The sequence below is a fragment of the Candidatus Abawacabacteria bacterium genome, assembly GCA_016207805.1.
Taxonomy (GTDB): Bacteria; Patescibacteriota; Gracilibacteria; order RBG-16-42-10; family RBG-16-42-10; genus JACQZO01.
Genome location: JACQZO010000028.1, coordinates 1 through 20,127, shown reverse-complemented (window position 1 = coordinate 20,127; position 20,127 = coordinate 1). Strand labels below are relative to the sequence as shown.

Annotated in this window: 25 protein-coding genes and 1 tRNA gene; 10 read left to right on the top strand and 16 right to left on the bottom strand. The window is 38.9% G+C overall.

Annotated features, from left to right (window positions below):
- Positions 1–76: 76 nt before the first annotated feature.
- Entirely contained in the window at positions 77–922 is an 846-nt protein-coding gene (locus HY817_05850) for a PKD domain-containing protein (GenBank protein MBI4836749.1), read from the top strand.
- Here the strand turns inward: HY817_05850 and HY817_05845 are convergent.
- From HY817_05845 to HY817_05835, 3 genes are all read right to left on the bottom strand, one after another.
- A complete protein-coding gene (locus tag HY817_05845) occupies positions 872–1,318 on the bottom strand; it encodes a hypothetical protein (GenBank protein MBI4836748.1) in 447 nt (148 codons plus the stop codon). The two genes, HY817_05850 and HY817_05845, sit on opposite strands and share 51 nt — an antisense overlap.
- Position 1,319: 1 nt before the next feature.
- Positions 1,320–1,571, bottom strand: coding sequence for a hypothetical protein (locus HY817_05840; GenBank protein ID MBI4836747.1), 252 nt, complete (start codon positions 1,569–1,571; stop codon positions 1,320–1,322).
- A 97-nt stretch (positions 1,572–1,668) separates the two neighbouring features.
- A complete protein-coding gene (locus HY817_05835; GenBank protein MBI4836746.1) occupies positions 1,669–2,085 on the bottom strand; it encodes a DUF1761 domain-containing protein in 417 nt (138 codons plus the stop codon).
- Between the two features lie 475 nt (positions 2,086–2,560).
- Here HY817_05835 and HY817_05830 point away from each other — a divergent pair, with 475 nt between their 5' ends.
- Positions 2,561–3,412 carry a hypothetical protein gene (locus HY817_05830; protein MBI4836745.1) on the top strand — a complete coding sequence of 284 codons (852 nt, stop codon included), beginning with the start codon at positions 2,561–2,563 and terminating at the stop codon, positions 3,410–3,412.
- Positions 3,413–3,426: 14 nt separating this feature from the next.
- On the opposite strand, the gene HY817_05825 is transcribed toward HY817_05830, so the two are convergent.
- Entirely contained in the window at positions 3,427–4,689 is a 1,263-nt protein-coding gene (locus HY817_05825; GenBank protein MBI4836744.1) for an aminoacetone oxidase family FAD-binding enzyme, read from the bottom strand.
- A 129-nt stretch (positions 4,690–4,818) separates the two neighbouring features.
- On the opposite strand from HY817_05825, the gene HY817_05820 reads away from it, so the two are divergent.
- Positions 4,819–5,625 carry a TauD/TfdA family dioxygenase gene (locus HY817_05820; GenBank protein MBI4836743.1) on the top strand — a complete coding sequence of 269 codons (807 nt, stop codon included), beginning with the start codon at positions 4,819–4,821 and terminating at the stop codon, positions 5,623–5,625.
- Positions 5,626–5,923: 298 nt separating this feature from the next.
- The gene (locus HY817_05815) at positions 5,924–7,351 is read left to right on the top strand and encodes an ABC-F family ATP-binding cassette domain-containing protein (GenBank protein MBI4836742.1); all 1,428 of its coding nucleotides are present in this window, start codon (positions 5,924–5,926) and stop codon (positions 7,349–7,351) included.
- A gap of 95 nt (positions 7,352–7,446) precedes the next feature.
- Here the strand turns inward: HY817_05815 and HY817_05810 are convergent, their stop codons facing one another.
- The 8 genes from HY817_05810 to HY817_05775 form a co-directional block, all read right to left on the bottom strand.
- On the bottom strand, positions 7,447–7,896 hold the full coding sequence (locus tag HY817_05810) for a hypothetical protein (GenBank protein MBI4836741.1): 450 nt from the start codon (positions 7,894–7,896) through the stop codon (positions 7,447–7,449).
- 1 nt (position 7,897) lies between these two features.
- The gene (locus HY817_05805) at positions 7,898–8,425 is read right to left on the bottom strand and encodes an ImmA/IrrE family metallo-endopeptidase (protein ID MBI4836740.1); all 528 of its coding nucleotides are present in this window, start codon (positions 8,423–8,425) and stop codon (positions 7,898–7,900) included.
- Positions 8,426–8,511: 86 nt separating this feature from the next.
- Positions 8,512–8,913 (bottom strand): DUF3052 domain-containing protein, encoded by a 402-nt coding sequence (locus tag HY817_05800; protein ID MBI4836739.1) that lies wholly within the window; start codon positions 8,911–8,913, stop codon positions 8,512–8,514.
- Positions 8,914–8,928: 15 nt separating this feature from the next.
- Positions 8,929–9,885: a hypothetical protein gene (locus HY817_05795; protein MBI4836738.1), complete on the bottom strand. Its 957-nt coding sequence runs from the start codon at positions 9,883–9,885 to the stop codon at positions 8,929–8,931.
- 14 nt (positions 9,886–9,899) lie between these two features.
- A complete protein-coding gene (locus HY817_05790; GenBank protein MBI4836737.1) occupies positions 9,900–10,415 on the bottom strand; it encodes a class IV adenylate cyclase in 516 nt (171 codons plus the stop codon).
- 263 nt (positions 10,416–10,678) lie between these two features.
- Positions 10,679–11,161, bottom strand: coding sequence for a peptide-methionine (S)-S-oxide reductase MsrA (msrA, locus tag HY817_05785; GenBank protein MBI4836736.1), 483 nt, complete (start codon positions 11,159–11,161; stop codon positions 10,679–10,681).
- 10 nt (positions 11,162–11,171) lie between these two features.
- Positions 11,172–11,618 carry an NUDIX domain-containing protein gene (locus HY817_05780; protein MBI4836735.1) on the bottom strand — a complete coding sequence of 149 codons (447 nt, stop codon included), beginning with the start codon at positions 11,616–11,618 and terminating at the stop codon, positions 11,172–11,174.
- Positions 11,619–11,621: 3 nt separating this feature from the next.
- Positions 11,622–12,059, bottom strand: coding sequence for an EamA family transporter (locus tag HY817_05775; protein MBI4836734.1), 438 nt, complete (start codon positions 12,057–12,059; stop codon positions 11,622–11,624).
- 105 nt (positions 12,060–12,164) lie between these two features.
- Here HY817_05775 and HY817_05770 point away from each other — a divergent pair, with 105 nt between their 5' ends.
- Together HY817_05770 and HY817_05765 are read left to right on the top strand one after the other, a co-directional pair.
- Positions 12,165–12,617, top strand: a complete 453-nt coding sequence (locus HY817_05770) for a DUF1801 domain-containing protein (GenBank protein ID MBI4836733.1) — start codon at positions 12,165–12,167, stop codon at positions 12,615–12,617.
- Positions 12,618–12,645: 28 nt separating this feature from the next.
- The gene (locus HY817_05765) at positions 12,646–13,515 is read left to right on the top strand and encodes a VIT1/CCC1 transporter family protein (GenBank protein ID MBI4836732.1); all 870 of its coding nucleotides are present in this window, start codon (positions 12,646–12,648) and stop codon (positions 13,513–13,515) included.
- Here the strand turns inward: HY817_05765 and HY817_05760 are convergent.
- The gene (locus HY817_05760; GenBank protein MBI4836731.1) at positions 13,512–13,925 is read right to left on the bottom strand and encodes an adenylyltransferase/cytidyltransferase family protein; all 414 of its coding nucleotides are present in this window, start codon (positions 13,923–13,925) and stop codon (positions 13,512–13,514) included. The two genes, HY817_05765 and HY817_05760, sit on opposite strands and share 4 nt — an antisense overlap.
- 112 nt (positions 13,926–14,037) lie before the next feature.
- Between HY817_05760 and HY817_05755 the strand changes: the two genes are divergently transcribed.
- Positions 14,038–14,658 (top strand): CYTH domain-containing protein, encoded by a 621-nt coding sequence (locus HY817_05755; GenBank protein ID MBI4836730.1) that lies wholly within the window; start codon positions 14,038–14,040, stop codon positions 14,656–14,658.
- A gap of 79 nt (positions 14,659–14,737) precedes the next feature.
- Here the strand turns inward: HY817_05755 and HY817_05750 are convergent, their stop codons facing one another.
- Positions 14,738–15,274 carry a peroxiredoxin gene (locus HY817_05750; GenBank protein ID MBI4836729.1) on the bottom strand — a complete coding sequence of 179 codons (537 nt, stop codon included), beginning with the start codon at positions 15,272–15,274 and terminating at the stop codon, positions 14,738–14,740.
- Positions 15,275–15,547: 273 nt separating this feature from the next.
- A complete protein-coding gene (gene tsaD / locus HY817_05745) occupies positions 15,548–16,576 on the bottom strand; it encodes a tRNA (adenosine(37)-N6)-threonylcarbamoyltransferase complex transferase subunit TsaD (GenBank protein MBI4836728.1) in 1,029 nt (342 codons plus the stop codon).
- Between the two features lie 118 nt (positions 16,577–16,694).
- On the opposite strand from tsaD, the gene HY817_05740 reads away from it, so the two are divergent.
- Complete coding sequence (locus tag HY817_05740; protein MBI4836727.1) at positions 16,695–17,948, top strand: UDP-N-acetylmuramoyl-tripeptide--D-alanyl-D-alanine ligase; 1,254 nt, start codon at positions 16,695–16,697, stop codon at positions 17,946–17,948.
- Between the two features lie 135 nt (positions 17,949–18,083).
- Here the strand turns inward: HY817_05740 and dnaA are convergent, their stop codons facing one another.
- Positions 18,084–19,526 (bottom strand): chromosomal replication initiator protein DnaA, encoded by a 1,443-nt coding sequence (gene dnaA, locus HY817_05735; protein ID MBI4836726.1) that lies wholly within the window; start codon positions 19,524–19,526, stop codon positions 18,084–18,086.
- A 186-nt stretch (positions 19,527–19,712) separates the two neighbouring features.
- Here dnaA and HY817_05730 point away from each other — a divergent pair, with 186 nt between their 5' ends.
- Both HY817_05730 and HY817_05725 read left to right on the top strand, forming a co-directional pair.
- A complete protein-coding gene (locus HY817_05730) occupies positions 19,713–19,970 on the top strand; it encodes a GIY-YIG nuclease family protein (GenBank protein MBI4836725.1) in 258 nt (85 codons plus the stop codon).
- A tRNA-Trp gene (locus HY817_05725) sits at positions 19,969–20,042 on the top strand. The genes HY817_05730 and HY817_05725 overlap by 2 nt, the downstream gene beginning before the upstream one ends.
- Positions 20,043–20,127 lie beyond the last annotated feature (85 nt).

Genomic DNA, 20,127 nt, shown 5'->3' with positions numbered 1-20,127 from the left:
TCCAACTAATGACTCCACAGTTAATAGAGGACAAATAGACATTACTGGTAGCACAGCTCCTGACACTCAAGTATCAATATTTGATGGTGAAAGATTACTGAGCACAGTAAATAGCGATCGCAATGGCCGCTATTCTTACACCACTGACACCTTAAATGATGGTACTCATACGATAAAAGTACAGATCACCACAGCTCAAGGGCAAACAGTAAATTCTGATGCTGTACAAGTTCGCGTTGATAGCGCTCCTCCCGTACTACAAAGCGTCATTGTCAATCCGCTTGAAGTAGAAGGCACCAATAAAGTCACTATTTCGGTAACCACTGAACCTGAACTCAATAGTGTCAAAGCAACAGCTGACCAAAGAGCCATTAGTTTAGCCCCAGTATCAGGCCAAGCTGGCAAATACAGTGGTGAATTTATCGCTCCTCAAGCTGCTGGTCTATACCCTGTTGATATTGAAGTCACTGATAAATTTAATAACACCAGCAAGTATCGTGCTCAAGCTACTATCAAAGTCAAAGCAGCCACTGTTGTTACACCACCACCAGCTGCTAATCAAGCACCTACTGTTTCAGTAAGAGCTGATGTTCAGGTGGGTAAAGCACCGTTGACAGTCAAATTCTTTAGTGAGGCCAAAGATAGTGATGGACGTATCGCTACTTACTTATGGAATTTCGGCGATGGTACGACCAGTGGAGAAGCAAACCCCACACACGTCTACAGCCAGGAAGGTAATTACACTGTTACTCTTACTGTTACAGATGATAAGGGTGCAATTACTACCACTACCTTACAAGGTAAAGATATTACTCAATCCTCTGGTGTAGCAGTAAGTAGAACTGGTCCTGAATTGTGGATTGCATTAGCATTAGCTATTGCTGCTAGTTTCGTATTCCAAAGGAAGAAAATTCTTCGCTAAATCTCGCTTATTTTTGAGCAAGGTTACAGGTCTATTAAATGTTTGCTCTAGTAAAGAGACCAGATTGGGCAGATAGGGATAGTCTTGATGAGATATTAAATATATCACTGGGACACTGGTACTTTTAGCTATTGCTAGTGTGTGTAATTGAACAAATATATTTGTTATAGAGCTTGGCAGCACCTCAGCAAAGGAGGAAAAAGAAAAGAACATTTTTTCAGCTTTTGCTAAACGAGAAATACTACTTTCATCAATCACTTCTTGTAATAAATCGTAATAATCGAGAACCAAATCTTGATTATATTGTTTTAATAGTTGAATGGCTTCTTCTGTAAGATGGAAGGCCTGACTAAGATTTCTAGTTATCTCATCGAAACTAATTACCGTAATATGCATATCAAATAATGCTAACCAAAGCGATCCCAGCCCAAATGAAATTCAATACCATTGGTTGATAATCAGTCTTATAAAAAGCTTCAATCATTAGGGCAATAGCACCACCAAAATTGAGACCAAAATAAAGAGCATTACCAATCTCTATATAATGCCCATTTACCAAAAAGTAAGCCAATAGAATTGCTATGACTCCAATCCAGCCCAAACCATTGATCACCAAAGATACACGAGTATTGACGTTACTTTTGTACATAAAAAATTAGAAGTGTCAGCAAATTAACAAAACTTTAGATAAGAAAAAAGCCCAGAGGAGTGTCTCTCCCATGGGCCCATATTCTTTGGCTAAGAGCCTATACCCAAAGAACCAAGATAACTGCCATTACGGCTAATGAAACTAGATAATAGGCAGCACTAATCCAAAATAGCCCCCAAGGACGATTCTCAAAAAGAGATTGTGAGGAAATAGTAGTCACGACAAAACCCAACCATAACCAAAAAGCAGTAATGACTCCCTGTGCCCAAGTAGTAGCTGCAGTGTAATCTACAAAATGGGCTAATACATAGGCCATTACTAAAGCAAACACGGCCATACCGGCCATTGCCTTTCCTGCACTGGCTGGTTTTTCTTTCATTTTTGCCTCACTCCATCCCATCAACTTCATCCAAGGCTTACCAAACAAGAGCGGTGAATACCACACAGCGCCAATAACCATCGCTGCTATCGCTGCCACCAAAACTGCTAAGTAATTGATAGTAACCAGTGGCATAAAAATAAATTAAGTATCCTAGCAACTATACGCTCCTCTTCAACATACACAATACTTTTTCCTGGATCATTGTTGCAAAATACTTTCATTGTCGCGGATAGTACTTACTCACCGCTGAAGAAGAATAATAATAAGTGTAATAATCAGAACAATTAAGACAATTAGCAGAATAATTACTGCTAAAGCTAAACGGCCAATCAATACCTTAATCTCTTTTAAAGTCGCGAGCCTATCCTCAGGAAAGTGCCACCGAGTACACTTTCTAGCCATTGAAGTGGCTTCTTTTGCGCTGCCAGAGGGACTTTTTTTATTAGCTTTTGGAATATGTAACCTTTAAACAAAGAGAGAATATTCATAGCTATCAGCTTAATTGATCATCATTGTATCATGCTCATGATGTAAAAAGCATCTGCCAGGAAAACTTCCATTTGGTACTATTCTTTTGTATTGTGAGCAATGTTTTTCAATTTGTCTTATGAATAAATCTCCATTTTACCCCGATCAATTTATTCCTTTATTGCTGACCGTAGTTATTTGTATTGTCGGTGTCGGCATCCTGACGGGACAAATATATCTCATGAATTACCTTATTGGTGGCCAAGAAAAAATTGTCCCCCTACTCCGTTGGCAAGATATCTTGGTAGGCATTACTATTTATCTCAAGACAGCCATTGATTTTGCTATTTTTATCGGTAGATTAATGGCTCATTACCCCGGGTGGAAAAATCGCATTATGATTGAAATAGGTACCGCTTTGGGCAATATCCTGGGTACCCTGGTAATACTATTGTTATGGGATATTTTCCGGGAAGTTAAATTACTCATGGCGACAATGATCATCATTGCAGGATTAGTACTCTTACGCTTGGCTGAAGAAGGTCTAGAGCATGTCAAAGACGAAGAAGGGAAGTATAAGATCAATTTTGGGGGAATAGAACATTGGTTGGAAAAGGTTTTAATCCGTTTCAATCGTTTTGTCGCACCAGTGCTTAATAAAGTTGTTCCTCACACCAATATTAGAGAACAGAAAAAAACAGGGTATTGGCCACTTTTTGTCTTAGCTTTTAGTGTTCCTTTTATTCTTGGTCTTGATGATTTTGCTGGTTACATTCCCCTATTCAATGTAGTAAATGTGGTGGGCTTTGCTACAGGAGTATTCGTGGGGCACATGGTGCTTAATATTGCCCTTTTTATCTCTCCTCAAACTACTATCAAAGTGGTTAAAAATCCGATTATTTCCTTTTTAGGCAGTTTAGCTTTTATTGCAATCGCTATTTGGGGCTTTGTAGAAGCTTGGCACTTAATTGAGAGTTTTTTCCAAGGGTAACAATTGTAGAACAATTAGAGCACATCACCTTTCTGCAACCTTTTGGCAATACTTTCTCCAGCCATTCGACCTGTAGCCCAAGCTACTTGGAGATTGAACCCTCCTGTCACTCCATCAATATTCATTACTTCACCAGCAAAGTATAGTTGCGAAATAATCTTTGACTGCATGCTCTTACGGTCGATTTCATCAGTATTTACTCCCCCAGCAGTAACAAATTCATCGCCAGCCCTACGCGCAATCAAAGAAAAGGTAAGCCTCCCGGAAAATAAATAAGCTAAAAGTTTCCGCTCATCTTTGCTAATCGTGGCCACTTGTTTGCTATGAGAAATCATTGCCTGATTTAATACCACGTCAACAAATCTTTTAGGGAAAAATGTGCTCAGTATACTATGCACTTGCTTAGCACCATTTTCCGCAAATAGTTTTTGTAATCGATTGTTCCATTGCTCAAAATTCACAGAAGCATCAGGAGAGAAACAAACTGGTAATGGAGTTTCTCTATGTATCGGTAAAAAAGCCACATGTGCTGAAAAAGCGAATGTCACCGGACCAGAAATGCCAAAATGGGTAAATAAGAAGGGGCCATTTGCCACCATCTTTTCTCCATCTACCAGTGTAACCAATTGAGCCCAGGGAAAACTAATACCAGTAAGCATCTTGGGCCACTCTTCAGCCACTTCAAAACTATTCAAAGAAGGACCTAGCGCCGTAATGCTATGGCCACAAGCTTTAGCAAAGTCATAACCATCACCCGTCGAGCCAGTATGCCGATAGGCATTCCCTCCTGTCGTTATTACCACATAGTCAAATATTTCATTTAAAGCAGATGATCTGATACGCACAGCATTACCCTCAGGGGTCATAGACTGAACAGATTGGTTAAGATGTAAATGAACATTATGGGCAGCAAATATGCGTTCAAAAACCGCCACAATATCTGTTCCCTGATCAGATTGAGGAAAGACACGATTGTCTGCTTCATTTTTTAAAGGTACACCATGTTTCTCAAACCAGTTATATACCTTTTCGGGAGGAAAATTTGCTAATGACGGTTTCAAAAATTGCCAGCCACGAATATACTTTCTTTCTAATATACGAGCTTCATTAATCCCGGTAGTAACATTACAACGTCCACCGCCACTAATAATTACCTTTTTACCTAAAGAAGGATTCTTTTCAAAAAGGTGTATATCAGCATTTGCATTATTTTCCAACAATGTAGCAACAACCATCATACCAGCTGCGCCACCACCAATCACCGCTATCTTTTTCATTATACTCATGAATACTCAAAATTAGTCTAACAGAACAGTATTAGCTGAGAAACTACTCATAAATATACTGGCCAATTTATCTTGAATAGCAGGCATATATATGAGAAAATAATAAGATTCAATTATTGTGTGAGCATAGACAAACAAAGAAACACACCTCGAATAAATATAGTACTGGTATCTGACAGACCACAGTTAGAAAAGATTCTCACTCCTACTTATCCTGAAGTAGCACCAGGCTTAAGCCGTGGTGGGATTCGCATTGATCTCTTACCACGGCAAAAATACAGTTGGAAAACTATTTTACGTGATTCTGGTATTCAAGCTGAGACATTTCGAAAAGCTGGTTTTGTTTTATTCAAAAACTTTTCACCATTGGAAACAGATGATCAACAATGGGGCATTGTGAGCGGCGATAGTAAAATTCAAATGATCCATCGTGATCACCCGCGCAATAATGGAGTGGCATATTTTCATGCTTCAGATAATAGCTATATCAGTCGCCAAGCATTCACTGTCACTGGTAATGCTGCAGATGTGTTTAATAAAATAGTAGAATTCATCCAAAAAGTTGGCTTACACCCTACCGAAAGAGACAGTGTCATCTCTGAACTTATTGCAGCAACCCAAAAAGATTTAGGGCTATCAGCACAAACAGCAGCCCCTACTGGCAAACGCTGTTGGAGTCACTATTTCTTTTCTAATACTGGCACTTCACTTCGTGGCATCCCAGCAAATGAAGTATTTGCTTTATATGAATATTTAAAGGATGTCACTTACCGTCATCACTGGGAAAAAGGTGACTTATTATTACTTTCAGAGGACGTTATGGTTCATGGTAGAATGCCATTTAGTCTCGCCCAACAGACCACAGATTCTAAGCTGATAGTCAAAGCTCTTACCATTAAACAAGATGGTCGGCTAAATAAGCCTTAAGACTATTTGATAAGAAAACATTCAAGTTACAGCTATTCCACAATCGACAAATTCTCTGACTGTGCTATATTAGCAATAACTTCTGTCGTCAATTAAAGCAGAAACTTTATGAGTTTAGGAACTCAGCTATTACACATTATGGAGCTTTTTGCTCTCAAAGTCAGTCTTATCCTCCGGACCAATCATGGTCTTGTGTTGGTGACTGTGCAGTAGCAAAAAAGTTTTCTGTAAAGAACATTACTAGTAAAGCTAGCTGCTGACACAGCCAAGAGCTTCTTACTATTGTAATGTTTTTTTTATGTTAAATTTACAAAATATTTCGCTGTATAATGGCAGCATACTTTTATTAGATAATGTTAATCTCTCTATTGATGGTAGCAGTGGAAAGAAAATTGCTATCGTTGGGAAAAATGGTTCGGGAAAATCATCTTTATTAAAGTTATTGACAGGAGAATTTGTCCCTGACCAGGGAAGGGTAACCAAAGCTAATGAAATAATTGGCTATTTACCTCAGGAAATTACTTTTCCGAGCAATTATCAATTGGTAGGAGAGTACTTAGAAAGTTTTTTGACTGAATCCTGGTTGCAATATCAAATAGATATAGCGTTACAAAAGCTAGATCTACCAGACAACTTCTTACTCAAGGACTTAGCACTCCTTAGTGGTGGCGAGAAAGTAAAAGTAGCTTTGGCCGCTTTACTACTACAATCTCCGACTGTTCTGCTTTTTGATGAACCAAGTAATAACTTAGATTTAGCCGGCACTATTTGGCTAGAAAGTTTTATTAAGAACTTTACTGGAACGGTTATATTCATTTCTCATGATAGGACATTAATTAATCGTGTCAGTGGATATATTTGGGAGTTGGATCATGAAGAACATAGCTTATATGTTCACACAGGCAGTTATGAAGACTTTATCGCTCAAAGGATACGAAGAAGAGAGCATCAACTACAGCAGCATGAGGCGCAGTATAAAGAGATTGTTTTGCTAGAAAAGTGGCTAAAGGCAAATGAGTTTCACCCCAAGTATCGCTACAGTGACTTGGTACTTTCTCAAAAACAGGCATTAGAAAATCTGCGTAAGAATCTTGTTACAAAGCCACAACCTGATCCACAGATATCTCCTCAGCTAGCAAGAAAGACAGACAAAGGGCTAGTAATGAAAGCTATCATCACTGGTAAAACATTCCCTGAAAAGCAGATATTGCAAAATCTTACTTTCTCAATTCACCATCAGGAAAAAGTATTAATAACTGGACCAAATGGTGCTGGGAAAACGACTTTGCTTAATATTATAGCTGGTGAAGACAAGAACTTCGCCGGCACAATAGTCATGAAAGACACCATCAAGATTGGTTACCTACGACAGTTTTCTCGCTTACCAACTGATATCCCTTTGCTGGAAATATTTCTCCAACATACTTACACCACAGAAAGTGAAGCTCGAGCTATCTTGGCTAAATACCTTTTTCCTAGTGAGTATATGAGCAGCAAATTGGGAAGCCTTAGTTTTGGTGAAATACGCAGATTAGAATTGGCAATCATTATTACCAATAAACCTCATTTATTATTGCTTGATGAACCAACTAATCACTTGGACACTTTTAGTCGAGAAGCAATAGAGAAATTTATTGTCGAGAATACTATTGCCATGCTCGTTGTCTCTCATGATCGTTATTTTATTGAAAAAGTAGGGATTGAAAGAATCATTAATTTACAGTAAAGAGTTAAGGCGTTGGTGAAATCTTGCTAGCGCCTTATTCTCACTTACTATGCAAAAAGTCATTGTTTTGATTGTTCTGCTTGTGATGTTATTGACTACTTTAGGATTCTTTTTAGTAAATCCTTAATCACGCCTTCATTATCAAGTTTGTCTGGAAACAAATGTTTTATCGCTACTGACAACATGATAGTAATTTGAACAATAGTGCAAGCTAGTAATAGTCGGAAACTCCATTCTTCTAAAGCGAAGCCACTAGTATGCCAGGCCTGCAATAGACTGAGTACAAATACGGCAACTGTTTCAATTGCTAAAAATAAGAATAACCGATTGAAGGCTGCTTTTTTGAGCAAAATATCTTGTTCTAATGCACGATTTTGTAATTCTTGGTAACGAGCATCAGTTTGCTCGGGAATAGTGGGTTGGACAGGAGTACGAGGAAACCTGTATTCCTGAACATAACTCTTCTGTTTTGCTAAAGTTTTTTCTACTTGTGCTTTTTGCCTCTGATACTGTGGCGAAGAAGGAAGTTGCTTCGAATAAGCCATATCATGAAAGTAAAGCTAGTTTTTCTAGGCGAATACTCATAGCCAAAGGGGAAACATGAAAGATGCTAGCACAGTCGTCAACACTCTTTAACTTTTCCCATGCTTCACGGACTAACGATTCAGGCATAATTAAGGTAGCCGCAAATTCATTGGCCTCCATTTCAAATTGAGTCCCTGGCACTCCATCTAGACGAAAAAGCATTCCGCCAGTGTCAAAAATATTATCACCATCGACTATGAGATTTTCTTTTTTGATAATATCCTGATGTAAAAAATAATGTCCCAGTTCATGAGCAATGGTAAAGTGTTGCCGTGTTTCAGATTTCTTTTGATCCACAAAGATATGAAACTCTTTCAAGTTTTCTTCATAACGAATAACCCCTGAAACCCCTTGATCTAAATCGATTAAGAAGATTTTCAAATCGCTAAATTTGTCCAGGATATTTTGGTAAGGAAAAGGCGAAAAAAAACTAGGGTTAAATAGCCTTTGAATTTCTTCCGCTTTTTGAACGACAAAACTTTTTTCCATAGAAATAGTAAGCAGATTGATTGTAGCAGAATATAAAAATGGAAAAACTCAGTGTATTAATATCAAAATAAATTTTAATATTCTACTCACTTATTTTTTCTACGCAGAAACTTCAGACCGGACCAGACTTCATCTATCGCACAGACCTTCACATCCACAATACCTAAAGCTAAGCCAATTTCACGGATAATATTTTCATCTAAGTCAGTTACTACCTTGGCCGATTTTTTAGGCCAAGAAATCCAAATCATACCTCTACTTGCTAAAGCCGATATTAGCTCAGGGAAGATCTGCTCTAATTCCATTCTGGAACTAGTAAACAATTGGATAAAATGGGCATTAGGAAAAACATTGGCACACAGTGCTATTTTATATTCACCCGCTTTGAGCAGGGCAGGGTAATCCTTGGGCATATTTATTATCACATGAGTAGCCTCCTCTTTCATACCTAACTTTTGCCATAATGGCTTAGCTGAATAACCAGCCATAAGAGTGGATAAAGCTTAATAGTAAATATTTAAAGTACGATGATACGGCTTGACAGTATTAGCCAAGCTCTGACTCATAAGCCATAAATAGTCATTAATCACAGTAGCAGTAATAGTAGGAAACTTCGGTGCTAGTTCTCTCCTTAACAATTCCACAGCCCAAACGGTGGCAGCCCGGATTTCAACTTCAGCTTCAGCACCATGTGGCAAACTATTCTTGCTATCAACAATAGATGCTAGCTTAGGAGTGTATTGGAGAATCCCAAGATGGCGTAAGGTCTGCGGTAACTTATAATCTGCCAAAGCAGTAATGGTCTTAATATTAGAAAAGTTACCAAGTCCTTTATTTTCTAGAAATTGGTAGATATCGACAATGAAAAGCTGCGCTCTTTTATAAAAAGGCACTATTCTTCCTTGGTATTGAGCTACGTCACGAAAGGAAGGGAAATTATTGCTTATTAGTAATAAAAGTTCTTGAGCATCATGTTGTGCAGCTTGAATAAGATTAGCGATATTACCTTGCCAATTATCTTCAATCCCCTTACCAACCTCATGCATAATGTCCAGGCGTGCTGAAAAAAGAGGGATCTCTACATTGCCTCGCAATATAGTAGCAAGGTGATGCTGAGATATTGTGGCCCAATAATTCCAATCAAACACAGGCACTCCCTCTTCTTTTGCCCTACGCAATGCTATCAACAAACCAAATGATCCATCGAAACTTTTTTCTTGATAAGTAACAGCCCACTTCGGTTCTCCCCAAAAACAAAAAATCAGGGCATAGAAAAGAAATAAGAAATTAACCATTTCCTCTTCACTCAAGACAGAAAAATCAAAAGGAGCGTCATGTAGCCAAGATTTTGCCTCAGCCATTTGAAAAGAATTAGCCACACCACTCAAAGCCAGGTAGTTAATCTTTACCTCTTTGGCACTATTTACTACCGACTCAACGGCACTCAAGATATTTATCATTATTGGCCTGTTAGTTATTTGGCTCTAAGTAAATCGCTATAAGATTGTGACAACAAATCATCATTGGCAATACCAAACAACTCTAAATAGAAATTACATTGTTGCAATAACTTATCTTTATCATTATTTCCGATCATATCAATTGCTTCAATCTCAACAAAGGTGCCTAATCCTTGTACTAGGTCTAAGTGGAATTTAACATTTTCAATAAAATATATTTCTCTTTCTTTATCAACCACTACTAGGATATCGAGAGCTTGCGCCAAAACCTCTTTTAAATTTGCTTCTGGCGGCATCGCACACATGCTCACATGAGATTCTTTGGGACCCTGTTTATTTTCTCTACTATAAAAAATCAAAGCGTTTTCGATATTACCTTCTCGCAACTTTAAACGGCCATTGGGCACCTTAAAATATGTATCAATTTGATGGTCAACTCCCTTAAAATCGGCATCTTTACTTTTTAGTAACTCACGGATTTTATTTTGATCTTTGCAACGAGCCTTGATTTCTACATTGAGATGAGACATAAGAAATTGCAGATTACGGATCTTGTAGTAAACTTGCTTGCCCTGAGTGTATCGAATGGGTCGACCCTATACAAATTGTGGATATGAAGGCAGAAGGCATTTGAAGTTAGGAGTCAGAAGGCAGAATTCAGAAGTAAGAGAAAATCGCTTGAACCAACAAAGATATGAGTGAATAACACTAGACTTCATATTGCCAAGTTTACTTCTGCCTCCTGCCTTCTGACTTCACTCGGTAAGTGAGAAAAAATCTAGCTTCTGGATTCTTAAATACGGCAACTATCTCTTCCGAGCTTGCTTAAATACCTCTGATGGTATTCTTCTGCACGATAAAAAGGTTGCGCAGGAACAATTTGTGTCACCACTGCACGATTGAATTTACCTGACTTATCAAGTACATCTTTAGAGATTTCAGCAGCTAACTTTTGTTCTGGCGTATGATAGAAAATTACTGAGCGATATTGACTGCCCACATCAGGCCCCTGACGATTGTAGGTTGTAGGATTATGATTTTGCCAAAACACATCCAACAATGCCTCATAGGATATCTGTTGAGGATCATAAATTACCTGTACCACTTCAGCATGACCGGTATTTTTAGCACAGACATCGTCGTATGTAGGACTTTCTGTCACTCCTCCTTCATACCCCACAGTAGTTTCCACCACCCCTGGAACTTTACGAAAAGTTTCTTCCACTCCCCAGAAACAACCAGCACCAAAGGTAGCAAATTGATAATTTTTATTCATAGTAAATAGCTTACATGGAGAACAAATCTTGGCCACAATTGTGGGCTATGAATCTCTGAAAATTTTTAATAAATAATCTGATCGATGGTTTTAAATCTAGTGCATAAGCAGCTTCCGGCATAATCCACTGATATTGCTGCAACTCTTGGTTAAGCTGAAGGTTACCACCAACAAGCTTCGCACAATAGTCCAAGAATATGATATGGGCAGGCTTAAAAAACTCTGGTGACAAAACACTTTCTTGCACTCCCAACAAATGTATGTCGGTAATATCCAGAGTCGTCTCCTCTTTTATTTCGCGGCGAACAGTTTCTTCTAAACTTTCTCCCCATTCTACCCCACCACCAGGAACCATCCATTTATCTTGCCATTTATGAGAAGTAACCAGCAGGATTTCGCCTTGGTCATTGTAAACCAAAACACCGACTTTTATTTCTGGCACTTTAAGCATATCCATAGCTCAGCTTTTAGCTAAAAGGATCAAACCACTAAGAGTAAGCAGAAAACCAACTGATTTTAGCAAAGAAAGTGGCTCCCGCAAAAAAATCATTCCCAGTATTGAGGCAATAATAATAGTAGTACCAATCACAAAGGGTGCACCAATGGATAATGGAGCGCCCTTTGCGAATGCCATAAAATACAATATTTCAGCGATACCAGTAGCAAAACCAGCTAGTATTGGTAAATGGATATGTTTAAAAGAAAATTGCAGCGGTAATCCACTTGTTTTCAAACTGAATGTGGTAATAGCAGCTACAATAAAAGCCGTACCAGCGACAAACATCAGCGTAATACTAGCACTAAATTTATCAGTAGCTAATTTGCTAAAAAAATTGTAGAAACCAAAACTAGCTGAAGCAAGAAGTGCGAAATATAGCCAATTCATCAATTGTGGCATAAATGTCTTAGCCACTGTACTGGAGAAGCGTGATCAACTCCAGCGGCCCCTTTCCCCAGACAACACGATAACTCATGCTATAGTGATAGTGTTAAATTTCACGCTATGCAAAGTACTGCAAAAACTGTCGAAGAGTATCTCAATGGACTGGAACCTGAACGAAGAAAAGCACTCAGCACGATCAGAGATATTATTCTCAAGAACCTTTCTGAAGGATATGAAGAAGTAATGCAATACGGTATGATTTCTTATATTGTACCTTTTTCTATTTTTCCTAAGACATACAATAATCAACCATTGGCTATCGCTTCTCTCGCTTCTCAAAAGAATCACATGGCGGTGTATTTGATGTGTGTCTATGGTGATGAGTCGACAAAAGACTGGTTTGTAAAAGAATACCAGGCTAGTGGCAAAAAGCTGGATATGGGCAAATCATGTATCCGTTTTAAAAAGCTGGAGGATTTACCAGTAGAACTTATAGGAAAAGTAATCGGACGCACTTCGGTGAAAAGCTTCATAGCCCAATACGAAAATGCCCACAAGCAAATAAAAAAATAGCATTATTAACTGGTAACTCTGCTTCACCATGAAATCAGCAACATATTTCGCTTATCATCAATATCGTGATTATATTGTTTATCAAGAATTAGCCAAAAGAGAAAAGAATCAGGAATTTAAAAGAGTGCTGGAAAAGTTAATTGGGCAAGAATTAGAGGATTTTCATTTCTGGCAAAAACTAGCAGATAAAAAAACTTTTAGAATCAGCAGATTAGATATTTGGCGTTTTATTTTACTGAGAAAAATATTTGGCCTTACCTTTACTGCTAAATTTTTGGAAACCAGAGAAAAGAGAATGATTGTTGCCTATGAAGAATTCATTGCTCAAGCTTCACCCAAAATGCAGAACGAAGTAAAAAAGATTCTTGCCCATGAAAAGTCCCATGAAGCTCAACTAATTGAGCAAATACAAGAGCACAAAATTCAATTTATGAGTAATATTGTATTAGGACTCAACGATGGTCTAATTGAACTCACTGGAGCATTAGTGGGTTTTTCTTTTGCTCTGGGCAATCATTTGGTAGTAGCACTAACAGGCCTAATCACTGGTATAGCAGCCAGCCTTTCTATGGCTGCTTCAGCATATATTCAAGCCCGCTATGAGGTGGGAAAAGATCCTAAAAAAGCAGCACTCTACACAGGTATTGCTTATATTATCGTGGTGCTTATCTTAGTTACTCCATATTTGCTATTCAGCTCACTTTATTCAGCTATAGCACTGATGTTTGTCTTTATTTTCCTGATTGTTACCTTGATTTCTTTTTACGCATCAGTAATTTTTCACCGCAAATTTTGGCATGAATTTATTCAAATGGCAGCACTAAGTATCGGCGTCACTATTATCACCTTCATCCTAGGTTCCACTTTCCGCAAATTATTCGGTATTGAAGTAGGTTAATCTTTGCTAGGAAATAATAAACTAGAATGTAATTCTTCGGGTTTATGGGGTTTGAGGACAACAATTTGAAGCGAAAAAGAAAAGTTGCGAATCGCTTGACCCAACGCATCGAGTAATCGCAACTGATCGTAGCCTAAAGCAATAATATCTGGTTGATACGACTGTAGTACCTGCCAACTTTGGATAGCCTGATCTCCTGCCACCACTTCATCAGCCAGACCAGTTTCTGCTAGACTTTTGATTCGCTCCGCCAGAGTATTCCTAGACCGCTTCTTTTTTAATTGTTCCACAACATGATCTTGAGTAAGTGCGACAATCAAATAATCACCTAAGGATCGAGCTTCTTTCAGCATCTCCCTATGACCATCATGGATACCATCAAAAACACCAAAGCAAAAAACTTTTTTCATAGAAAAGCTATTGAAAAAACATCATCACCTTACTGATTTTATTTTGATCTGACTAGGCACATTTACCTTTCAATCATAGAAATGTAGGCTAGCGATAGTTTTAAACTTTTTCATGATCGAAGTAGAAGCCAAGTTTCGTCTCACTCCAGAAACCAAAGCAAAGTTATTAACTGGAGCAGCCTTTGTCGGAGTCAAAGAATTCGTAGTAGAATTTTGGGACAATGATCAATGGCAATTAGGACTTACCAACCTTTCCCTAAAAAGAAAAAATGGCCACTTCGAGCTCAAAGCACCAATGGCCAAGCAAAATGATGGTTCTTCGTATACCACCATTATGGACGAAATCAGTGATGAAAAAATGATTGCCCAGAAAATAGGAATAGAGCTAACGAAGAATCTCGAAAGCAGCTTAATAAAAAACGCTTTCCGACCACGGGCATCCATCAAAACTATCCGCACCACGTACAATAAAGCAGGCTTCATTATTGATTTAGATGAAGCTACATTTTCTCTGGTTCGTGACAATACTCCCTATCATTACGAAATTGCTGAAATAGAACTGCAAGTAGCTGATAATAGCGAAACCCAAGCAGCCCATGAGAAAATCGGTCAATTTGCCCAAGAACATGGACTCACTCTAGCGAATACCAGAGGAAAATATATGGAATTTATTTATCAAAATTACCCAGAACACTACCAAAATTTAGTAAAAATTGGCGTAATGGACAAATAGAAAGAGCTAAGAGCTAAATGCTAAGAGCTAAGATGGATCGGATCTCTTAGCTCTCAGCTCTTCGCTCTTAGCTCTTAAACTAGGCTTTTCCTAAAGTCTTCCCGCCTTCATGCCAACCCACAGGACATAGTTCGCCAGTTTGGAAGGCTTTGAGTACTCGGATTAGCTCATCAATATTGCGACCTACAGGTAAATTGTTGATAGTTGCTGATTGCAAAATGCCATTGGGATCAATCAAGAAAGCCCCACGTAAAGAAACCCCCTTTTCCTCAACTAAAACACCATATTCAGCAGCAATTTCTTTGGTCATATCAGCTAGCAAGGGAAAATTGAATTCACCGATTTCTTTTGCCCAGGCTTGATGTGAATAAACACTATCGGTACTACAACCGATAATCTGACAATTTAACGTTTCAAACTCTTTATGACGCTTATTCAGTTCCAGCAATTCAGTAGGACAAACAAAAGTAAAATCTAATGGGTAAAAGAAAAGCATTAGCCACCTACCCTCAAAATCTTGACTAGTAACATGCTTAAACTCTTTTCCTACTAGAGCATCAGCAGCAAATAGAGGCGCCTCTTCACCAACCTTAGCAGGAACAGAAGACCCATCCATAGCAGAACAATCGCAATCACAAGAACCGTCCATACAATTATGCATAAAAATAATTGGTTAATGATCTTTATTAGCTCTACATCAAGTAGAGTAAAATTATTTTAGATGATGTAAAAATGAATATCAATTTAATTCTGAATGCTGAATTCAGAATTCGGAATGGACATAGCAGCGAGAATTGTTGAAAAAACCAATTGTGTATGCACTTTTTATCAAACTAAAACAGCCCCACTACTTCACTTCTGAATTCTGCCATCGGCCTTCTGACTTCATTCAAAGCCATAGACTCGGCTCAGGTTCCAATGTCTCTGAAATTACTTGGGGATTAAAGTACGCAGCCGCTCCAATCATCGCCGCATTATCTGTGCAGTAACTCAACTTCAATGGATAAAAATACTGTACTGGCTTATTAATGAAACTTGCTTCTAGCAAAGACCGAAATCTTTGATTGGCCGAGACACCACCAGAAATAAAGACACTTGGGGTTTGATACTTTTCCCAGGCAGCTACTAATTTACTAACCATCACGTCACACACAGCCTCTTGAAACTCATATGCTAAATCGGCCTTTTGCTCTGAAGTTAGGATTCCTAACTTTTTTATCAGTACGTATACGGCAGTTTTTAACCCCGAAAAACTAAAATTAAAATCGGTTATTTCTTTGGGACGCATACCTGTGGGTACTTGTTGCAACCAGGCCCTAGGTAATTGAAATGTGCCCGGTTTTCCTAATTTGGCTAATTTATCTATTTCTGGCCCTCCTGGGTAAGGCAGATCTAACATTCTGGCCACTTTATCAAAGGCCTCTCCTGCTGAGTCATCCTGTGTTTGACCCAATACTTGATACTTTCCATGTTCACTCAATAAAACTAAATCATTGTGTCCACCTGATACACTAAGAATAAGTATCGGTAGTTGAGGAAGTTGCTCCCGACCCAAAAAGTTAGCATAGAGATGGCCCAAGATGTGGTTCACTCGCAATAAAGGCTTATACCACAAACGACTAAGCACTTGAGCTGCCGTCACTCCCACTATCAAAGAGCCCACCAACCCTGGCCCTTGGGTCACAGCCACGGCATCAATAGCATCTGGAGCTAGATTTGCTTGCTTCATGGATTCTTCAATCACTGGCAAAATTTGTGCCACATGCGCTCGAGCAGCCACCTCCGGTACCACACCATGAGTGATTTGATGCAAGGGAATTTGGGATGCCACAATTGAAGAAAGCACTTTGACACCATCCTCTACAACAGCACAGGCAGTTTCATCACAAGATGTTTCAATTGCTAAAATTCTTTTCATAAGATAAAAAACCCAAGAGAGTTTAGCAGCAAGAGAAGAAAAGAAGCAAAACTAAAACTTCTGATCTTTTATGGTATCGTGCTAATGTCATCATCTCTGCAGCATTTGGCTCGTCTCTATGAAAAAGCTCATTCAAAACTACATTATCTGGTGTGCCAAAAGAAAGATCAAAAATACCACAGCAAAAATCATTGCTATTACTGGTAGCGTCGGCAAAAGCACTACCAAAGAGGCTATTGCCCAGGTATTGGGTCGCACATTCAAAGTGCGAGCAAATTACGGCAGTCTAAATAATGAACTGGGGCTACCCTTAGCAATATTAGGAGAAAAAAGTGCTGTGAATCTCTTGCAATGGTTGGGCAAGGTCTTGAGAATCTCCTTTCGTACTTTTATCTATGACAGCTCGATAGAATTTTATGTACTGGAATGTGGCATAGATAAGCCAGGTGATATGGATGAAATTTTAACTATTATTAAACCAGATATCAGTGTCATCACCACAGTAGAAAGTGTCCACACACAGAACTTTGGTGGCTTCGAAGAACTAGTAAAAGAAAAATGGAAATTGGCTCATGGGACGAAAAGTGGCGGCATAGTTATCGCTAATTATGACAATCCCCCCACTCACGATCAGGCAAAGAATATTCAGGATAAAACATTGATCACTTTCGGCCTCAATGAAAGAGCTAGCTTTTATGCCACTAACATTGAGTATGATTTACAAGGTACAAATTTTGCGGTGATACATAATCATGAGCCCCATTCATTGCATTTAGCATTGCTTGGCAAAGCACCAGTATATTCCAGCTTGCCAGCAATTATTATTGGCAAACTACAAAACCTTTCTTGGGAAGATATCGCTAGCCAACTAAGCACATTGAAACCACTTCCTGGTCGGCTATCAGCAATACCGGGAATTAAAGGTAGTATTTTACTGGAAGGCTCCTATAATGCCTCTCCCGCTTCAATGAAAATGTCTTTGGAGATACTGCGCAACTTACCAGCCAAAAGAAGGATAGCCATTGTGGGCGATATGCGTGAACTAGGAGACATCACCCAAGAAGCTCATGTTGATATGTTAAGTTGTTTGGGTAATGTCTGTGATTTAGTAATTGCCTTTGGCCCTTATTATGCCGAGGCCTTGGCACATCAACCCAAACACAACCGTAACCAAGCTTCATTTAAACATTTCCTAACCCGAGAAGAAATAGTTGATTTCATCACTCCCAAGCTGAGTGAAGGGGATATTGTCTTGGTGAAAGGTTCACAAAACACCATCATGCTAGAAAAAGTTAGTGAGCAATTAATGGCAGACCCAAGCAAAGCAAAAGACCTATTGCCACGCCAGTATGGAAAATGGAAACGGATTTGAAGTCAGGAGGCAGAATTCAGAAGTAAGAGAAAATCGCCAAACTCAATAAAGATATGAGTGAATACCACTAGACTTCATATTGCCAACTTTACTTCTGCCTCCTGCCCTCTGCCTTCTGACTTCACCTGTCTGACTTCACCTAAGCGCTCTTTTAATTGCATTGTAGTGCTTAATCAGCACTTTATCTTTTTTGATTTGATCGGCGATTTTTTGGCAGGCATGCATAACAGTCGTATGATTTTTACCACCAAATATTTCACCGATATGCTCTAACGAAAGTTGTAATTCTTCTCGCATAAAATACATTGCTAATTGACGAGGCACCAAAATTTCTCGTTTTCTCACATCACTTAGTAAATCTGCCGGTGCTAAATTAAACTCCTCTGCCGTAATATTAAGAATATCTTCATCATTCAGTGATCTGCCTATTGGGCCACTAGACTTTATTGTTGGCGAACCGGATGGTCGTTCAGGCTTCATGGAGCGATCAAAAATATGAGCGACATCTTCCAAATTGGGCATTTTCCCTTGTAAATCTATATAGGCTAAAAGTCCGGTCAATACTCCCACTAATTCACGTACATTAGCACCAGCATTGTTCGCAATGTATTCGAGAATCTCTTGTGATAGTAAATGTCCTTTTTCCTGGCATTTAGTAATCAAAATTGCCAATTTTGTTTCATACATAGGCGGCTGAATATCAATCAGCATACCCATCTCAAAACGGGACTTAAGGCGCTGCTCTAAATTAGTAATTTCTCTTGGTGGTCTGTCACTACTCAATACAATTTGCTTACCCGCCTCATACAGGGCATTGAAGGTATGGAAAAATTCCACCTGAGTTTGTTCTTTTCCAGCCCAAAACTGAACATCATCAACAATTAATAGATCTAGATTGCGATACTTTTCCTTAAATGAGGACGCCCGCTTCTTTTGCACCATAGCAATGTACTCATTGGTAAACTCCTCAGAAGTAGAGTAGTGCACACGCTTACGAGGATGTTTTTTGAGCACTGCATTACCAATAGACTGGAGCAAATGAGTCTTTCCTAAGCCAACGCCCCCATAAATAAATAATGGGTTATAAGCCTCACCCGGCGCATTGCTCACTGCTTTGGCTGCAGCAAATGCTAATTGATTTTCTTGGCCAACAACGAAACTGTCCAAAGTATAACGAGGATTGATACTACTGCCAGTACCTGAAACTTCCTGCACAAAAGATCTCGGCAGTGGTTGAGAAGTTTCATTATTATTTACAACAGGTTTACTAGCAGGAGCATTCATGGTGTTTAATGGAGAATCATCCTTCTTCTGACGAATCAAAGTGGAATCAACGATAATTTTCACATCTTGAACATCGCTATTTAGCCTTTTAGCCTCAGCCTTAATTAAAGGCATATATTTACTATTGATCCAAGACTGATAAAACATAGTGGGCACCGCCAAAATTAAAGTTCCATCCTGAAAAGCATGAACATTTGTATTGCCAAACCAAGTGAGAAATTCAGCTCGTTTAATCGAAGGCTGTAATGCCCGTAAAATACCATGCCAAAACTCCCGTAGTTCTCTTTCGTCCATAAAAAAGGCTGCTTCAACGTGCAGAAGATAGCATAAGATGCGAATCTTTCCAAAGTTTTGCACAATCTTCCACACTTCGATTCTCGATTGACTTGAATACAGACGTCTCGTACTATCTGCATCGCATATAGGCCTGTCGTTCAACGGTAGCCCCGCTCTATCGTGCGGGGTCCAAAACCGTCACTTATGTATTACATCTATATTCTTCAGTCTAGCAAGGATAAAAAGCTTTACATAGGCTATTCTCAAGATTATCTGATCAGGCTTGGACAACATAATGAAGGTCTTGTAAAATCCACTCGCCATCGACGTCCATTCACGCTACTATACATCGAAGGGTATCAAGAGAAAAAGTTAGCAACAAAGCGAGAAAAAAGTTTAAAACAGTTTGGTGCTGCTTACAAAAGATTGACAGAGCGTATTCACATTTCCGATTCAATTTAGGCCTGTCGTTCAACGGTAGGACTACGGTCTCCAAAACCGTCGATGAAGGTTCGATTCCTTCCGGGCCTGCCACGAATCCATTTTGAAACAGTTTGGTGCTACTTACAGAAGATTGATGGAGCGTATTTACATTTCCGATTCAATTTAAGCCTGTCGT

What these genes read in the sequence shown, in the direction of transcription:
- HY817_05760 (MBI4836731.1), bottom strand. Translation starts at nt 13,925, where the DNA reads ATGAAAAAAGTTTTTTGCTTTGGTGTTTTTGATGGTATCCATGATGGT.
- HY817_05805 (MBI4836740.1), bottom strand. Translation starts at nt 8,425, where the DNA reads ATGGAAAAAAGTTTTGTCGTTCAAAAAGCGGAAGAAATTCAAAGGCTA.
- HY817_05730 (MBI4836725.1), top strand. Translation starts at nt 19,713, where the DNA reads ATGTATTACATCTATATTCTTCAGTCTAGCAAGGATAAAAAGCTTTAC.
- HY817_05780 (MBI4836735.1), bottom strand. Translation starts at nt 11,618, where the DNA reads ATGGATATGCTTAAAGTGCCAGAAATAAAAGTCGGTGTTTTGGTTTAC.
- HY817_05765 (MBI4836732.1), top strand. Translation starts at nt 12,646, where the DNA reads ATGAAATCAGCAACATATTTCGCTTATCATCAATATCGTGATTATATT.
- HY817_05835 (MBI4836746.1), bottom strand. Translation starts at nt 2,085, where the DNA reads ATGCCACTGGTTACTATCAATTACTTAGCAGTTTTGGTGGCAGCGATA.
- HY817_05750 (MBI4836729.1), bottom strand. Translation starts at nt 15,274, where the DNA reads ATGGATGGGTCTTCTGTTCCTGCTAAGGTTGGTGAAGAGGCGCCTCTA.
- HY817_05815 (MBI4836742.1), top strand. Translation starts at nt 5,924, where the DNA reads ATGTTAAATTTACAAAATATTTCGCTGTATAATGGCAGCATACTTTTA.
- HY817_05830 (MBI4836745.1), top strand. Translation starts at nt 2,561, where the DNA reads ATGAATAAATCTCCATTTTACCCCGATCAATTTATTCCTTTATTGCTG.
- HY817_05790 (MBI4836737.1), bottom strand. Translation starts at nt 10,415, where the DNA reads ATGTCTCATCTCAATGTAGAAATCAAGGCTCGTTGCAAAGATCAAAAT.
- msrA (MBI4836736.1), bottom strand. Translation starts at nt 11,161, where the DNA reads ATGAATAAAAATTATCAATTTGCTACCTTTGGTGCTGGTTGTTTCTGG.
- HY817_05775 (MBI4836734.1), bottom strand. Translation starts at nt 12,059, where the DNA reads ATGCCACAATTGATGAATTGGCTATATTTCGCACTTCTTGCTTCAGCT.
- HY817_05810 (MBI4836741.1), bottom strand. Translation starts at nt 7,896, where the DNA reads ATGGCTTATTCGAAGCAACTTCCTTCTTCGCCACAGTATCAGAGGCAA.
- HY817_05740 (MBI4836727.1), top strand. Translation starts at nt 16,695, where the DNA reads ATGAAAAAGCTCATTCAAAACTACATTATCTGGTGTGCCAAAAGAAAG.
- HY817_05825 (MBI4836744.1), bottom strand. Translation starts at nt 4,689, where the DNA reads ATGAAAAAGATAGCGGTGATTGGTGGTGGCGCAGCTGGTATGATGGTT.
- HY817_05795 (MBI4836738.1), bottom strand. Translation starts at nt 9,885, where the DNA reads ATGATAAATATCTTGAGTGCCGTTGAGTCGGTAGTAAATAGTGCCAAA.
- HY817_05845 (MBI4836748.1), bottom strand. Translation starts at nt 1,318, where the DNA reads ATGCATATTACGGTAATTAGTTTCGATGAGATAACTAGAAATCTTAGT.
- HY817_05800 (MBI4836739.1), bottom strand. Translation starts at nt 8,913, where the DNA reads ATGGCTGGTTATTCAGCTAAGCCATTATGGCAAAAGTTAGGTATGAAA.
- dnaA (MBI4836726.1), bottom strand. Translation starts at nt 19,526, where the DNA reads ATGGACGAAAGAGAACTACGGGAGTTTTGGCATGGTATTTTACGGGCA.
- HY817_05840 (MBI4836747.1), bottom strand. Translation starts at nt 1,571, where the DNA reads ATGTACAAAAGTAACGTCAATACTCGTGTATCTTTGGTGATCAATGGT.
- HY817_05755 (MBI4836730.1), top strand. Translation starts at nt 14,038, where the DNA reads ATGATCGAAGTAGAAGCCAAGTTTCGTCTCACTCCAGAAACCAAAGCA.
- HY817_05770 (MBI4836733.1), top strand. Translation starts at nt 12,165, where the DNA reads ATGCAAAGTACTGCAAAAACTGTCGAAGAGTATCTCAATGGACTGGAA.
- tsaD (MBI4836728.1), bottom strand. Translation starts at nt 16,576, where the DNA reads ATGAAAAGAATTTTAGCAATTGAAACATCTTGTGATGAAACTGCCTGT.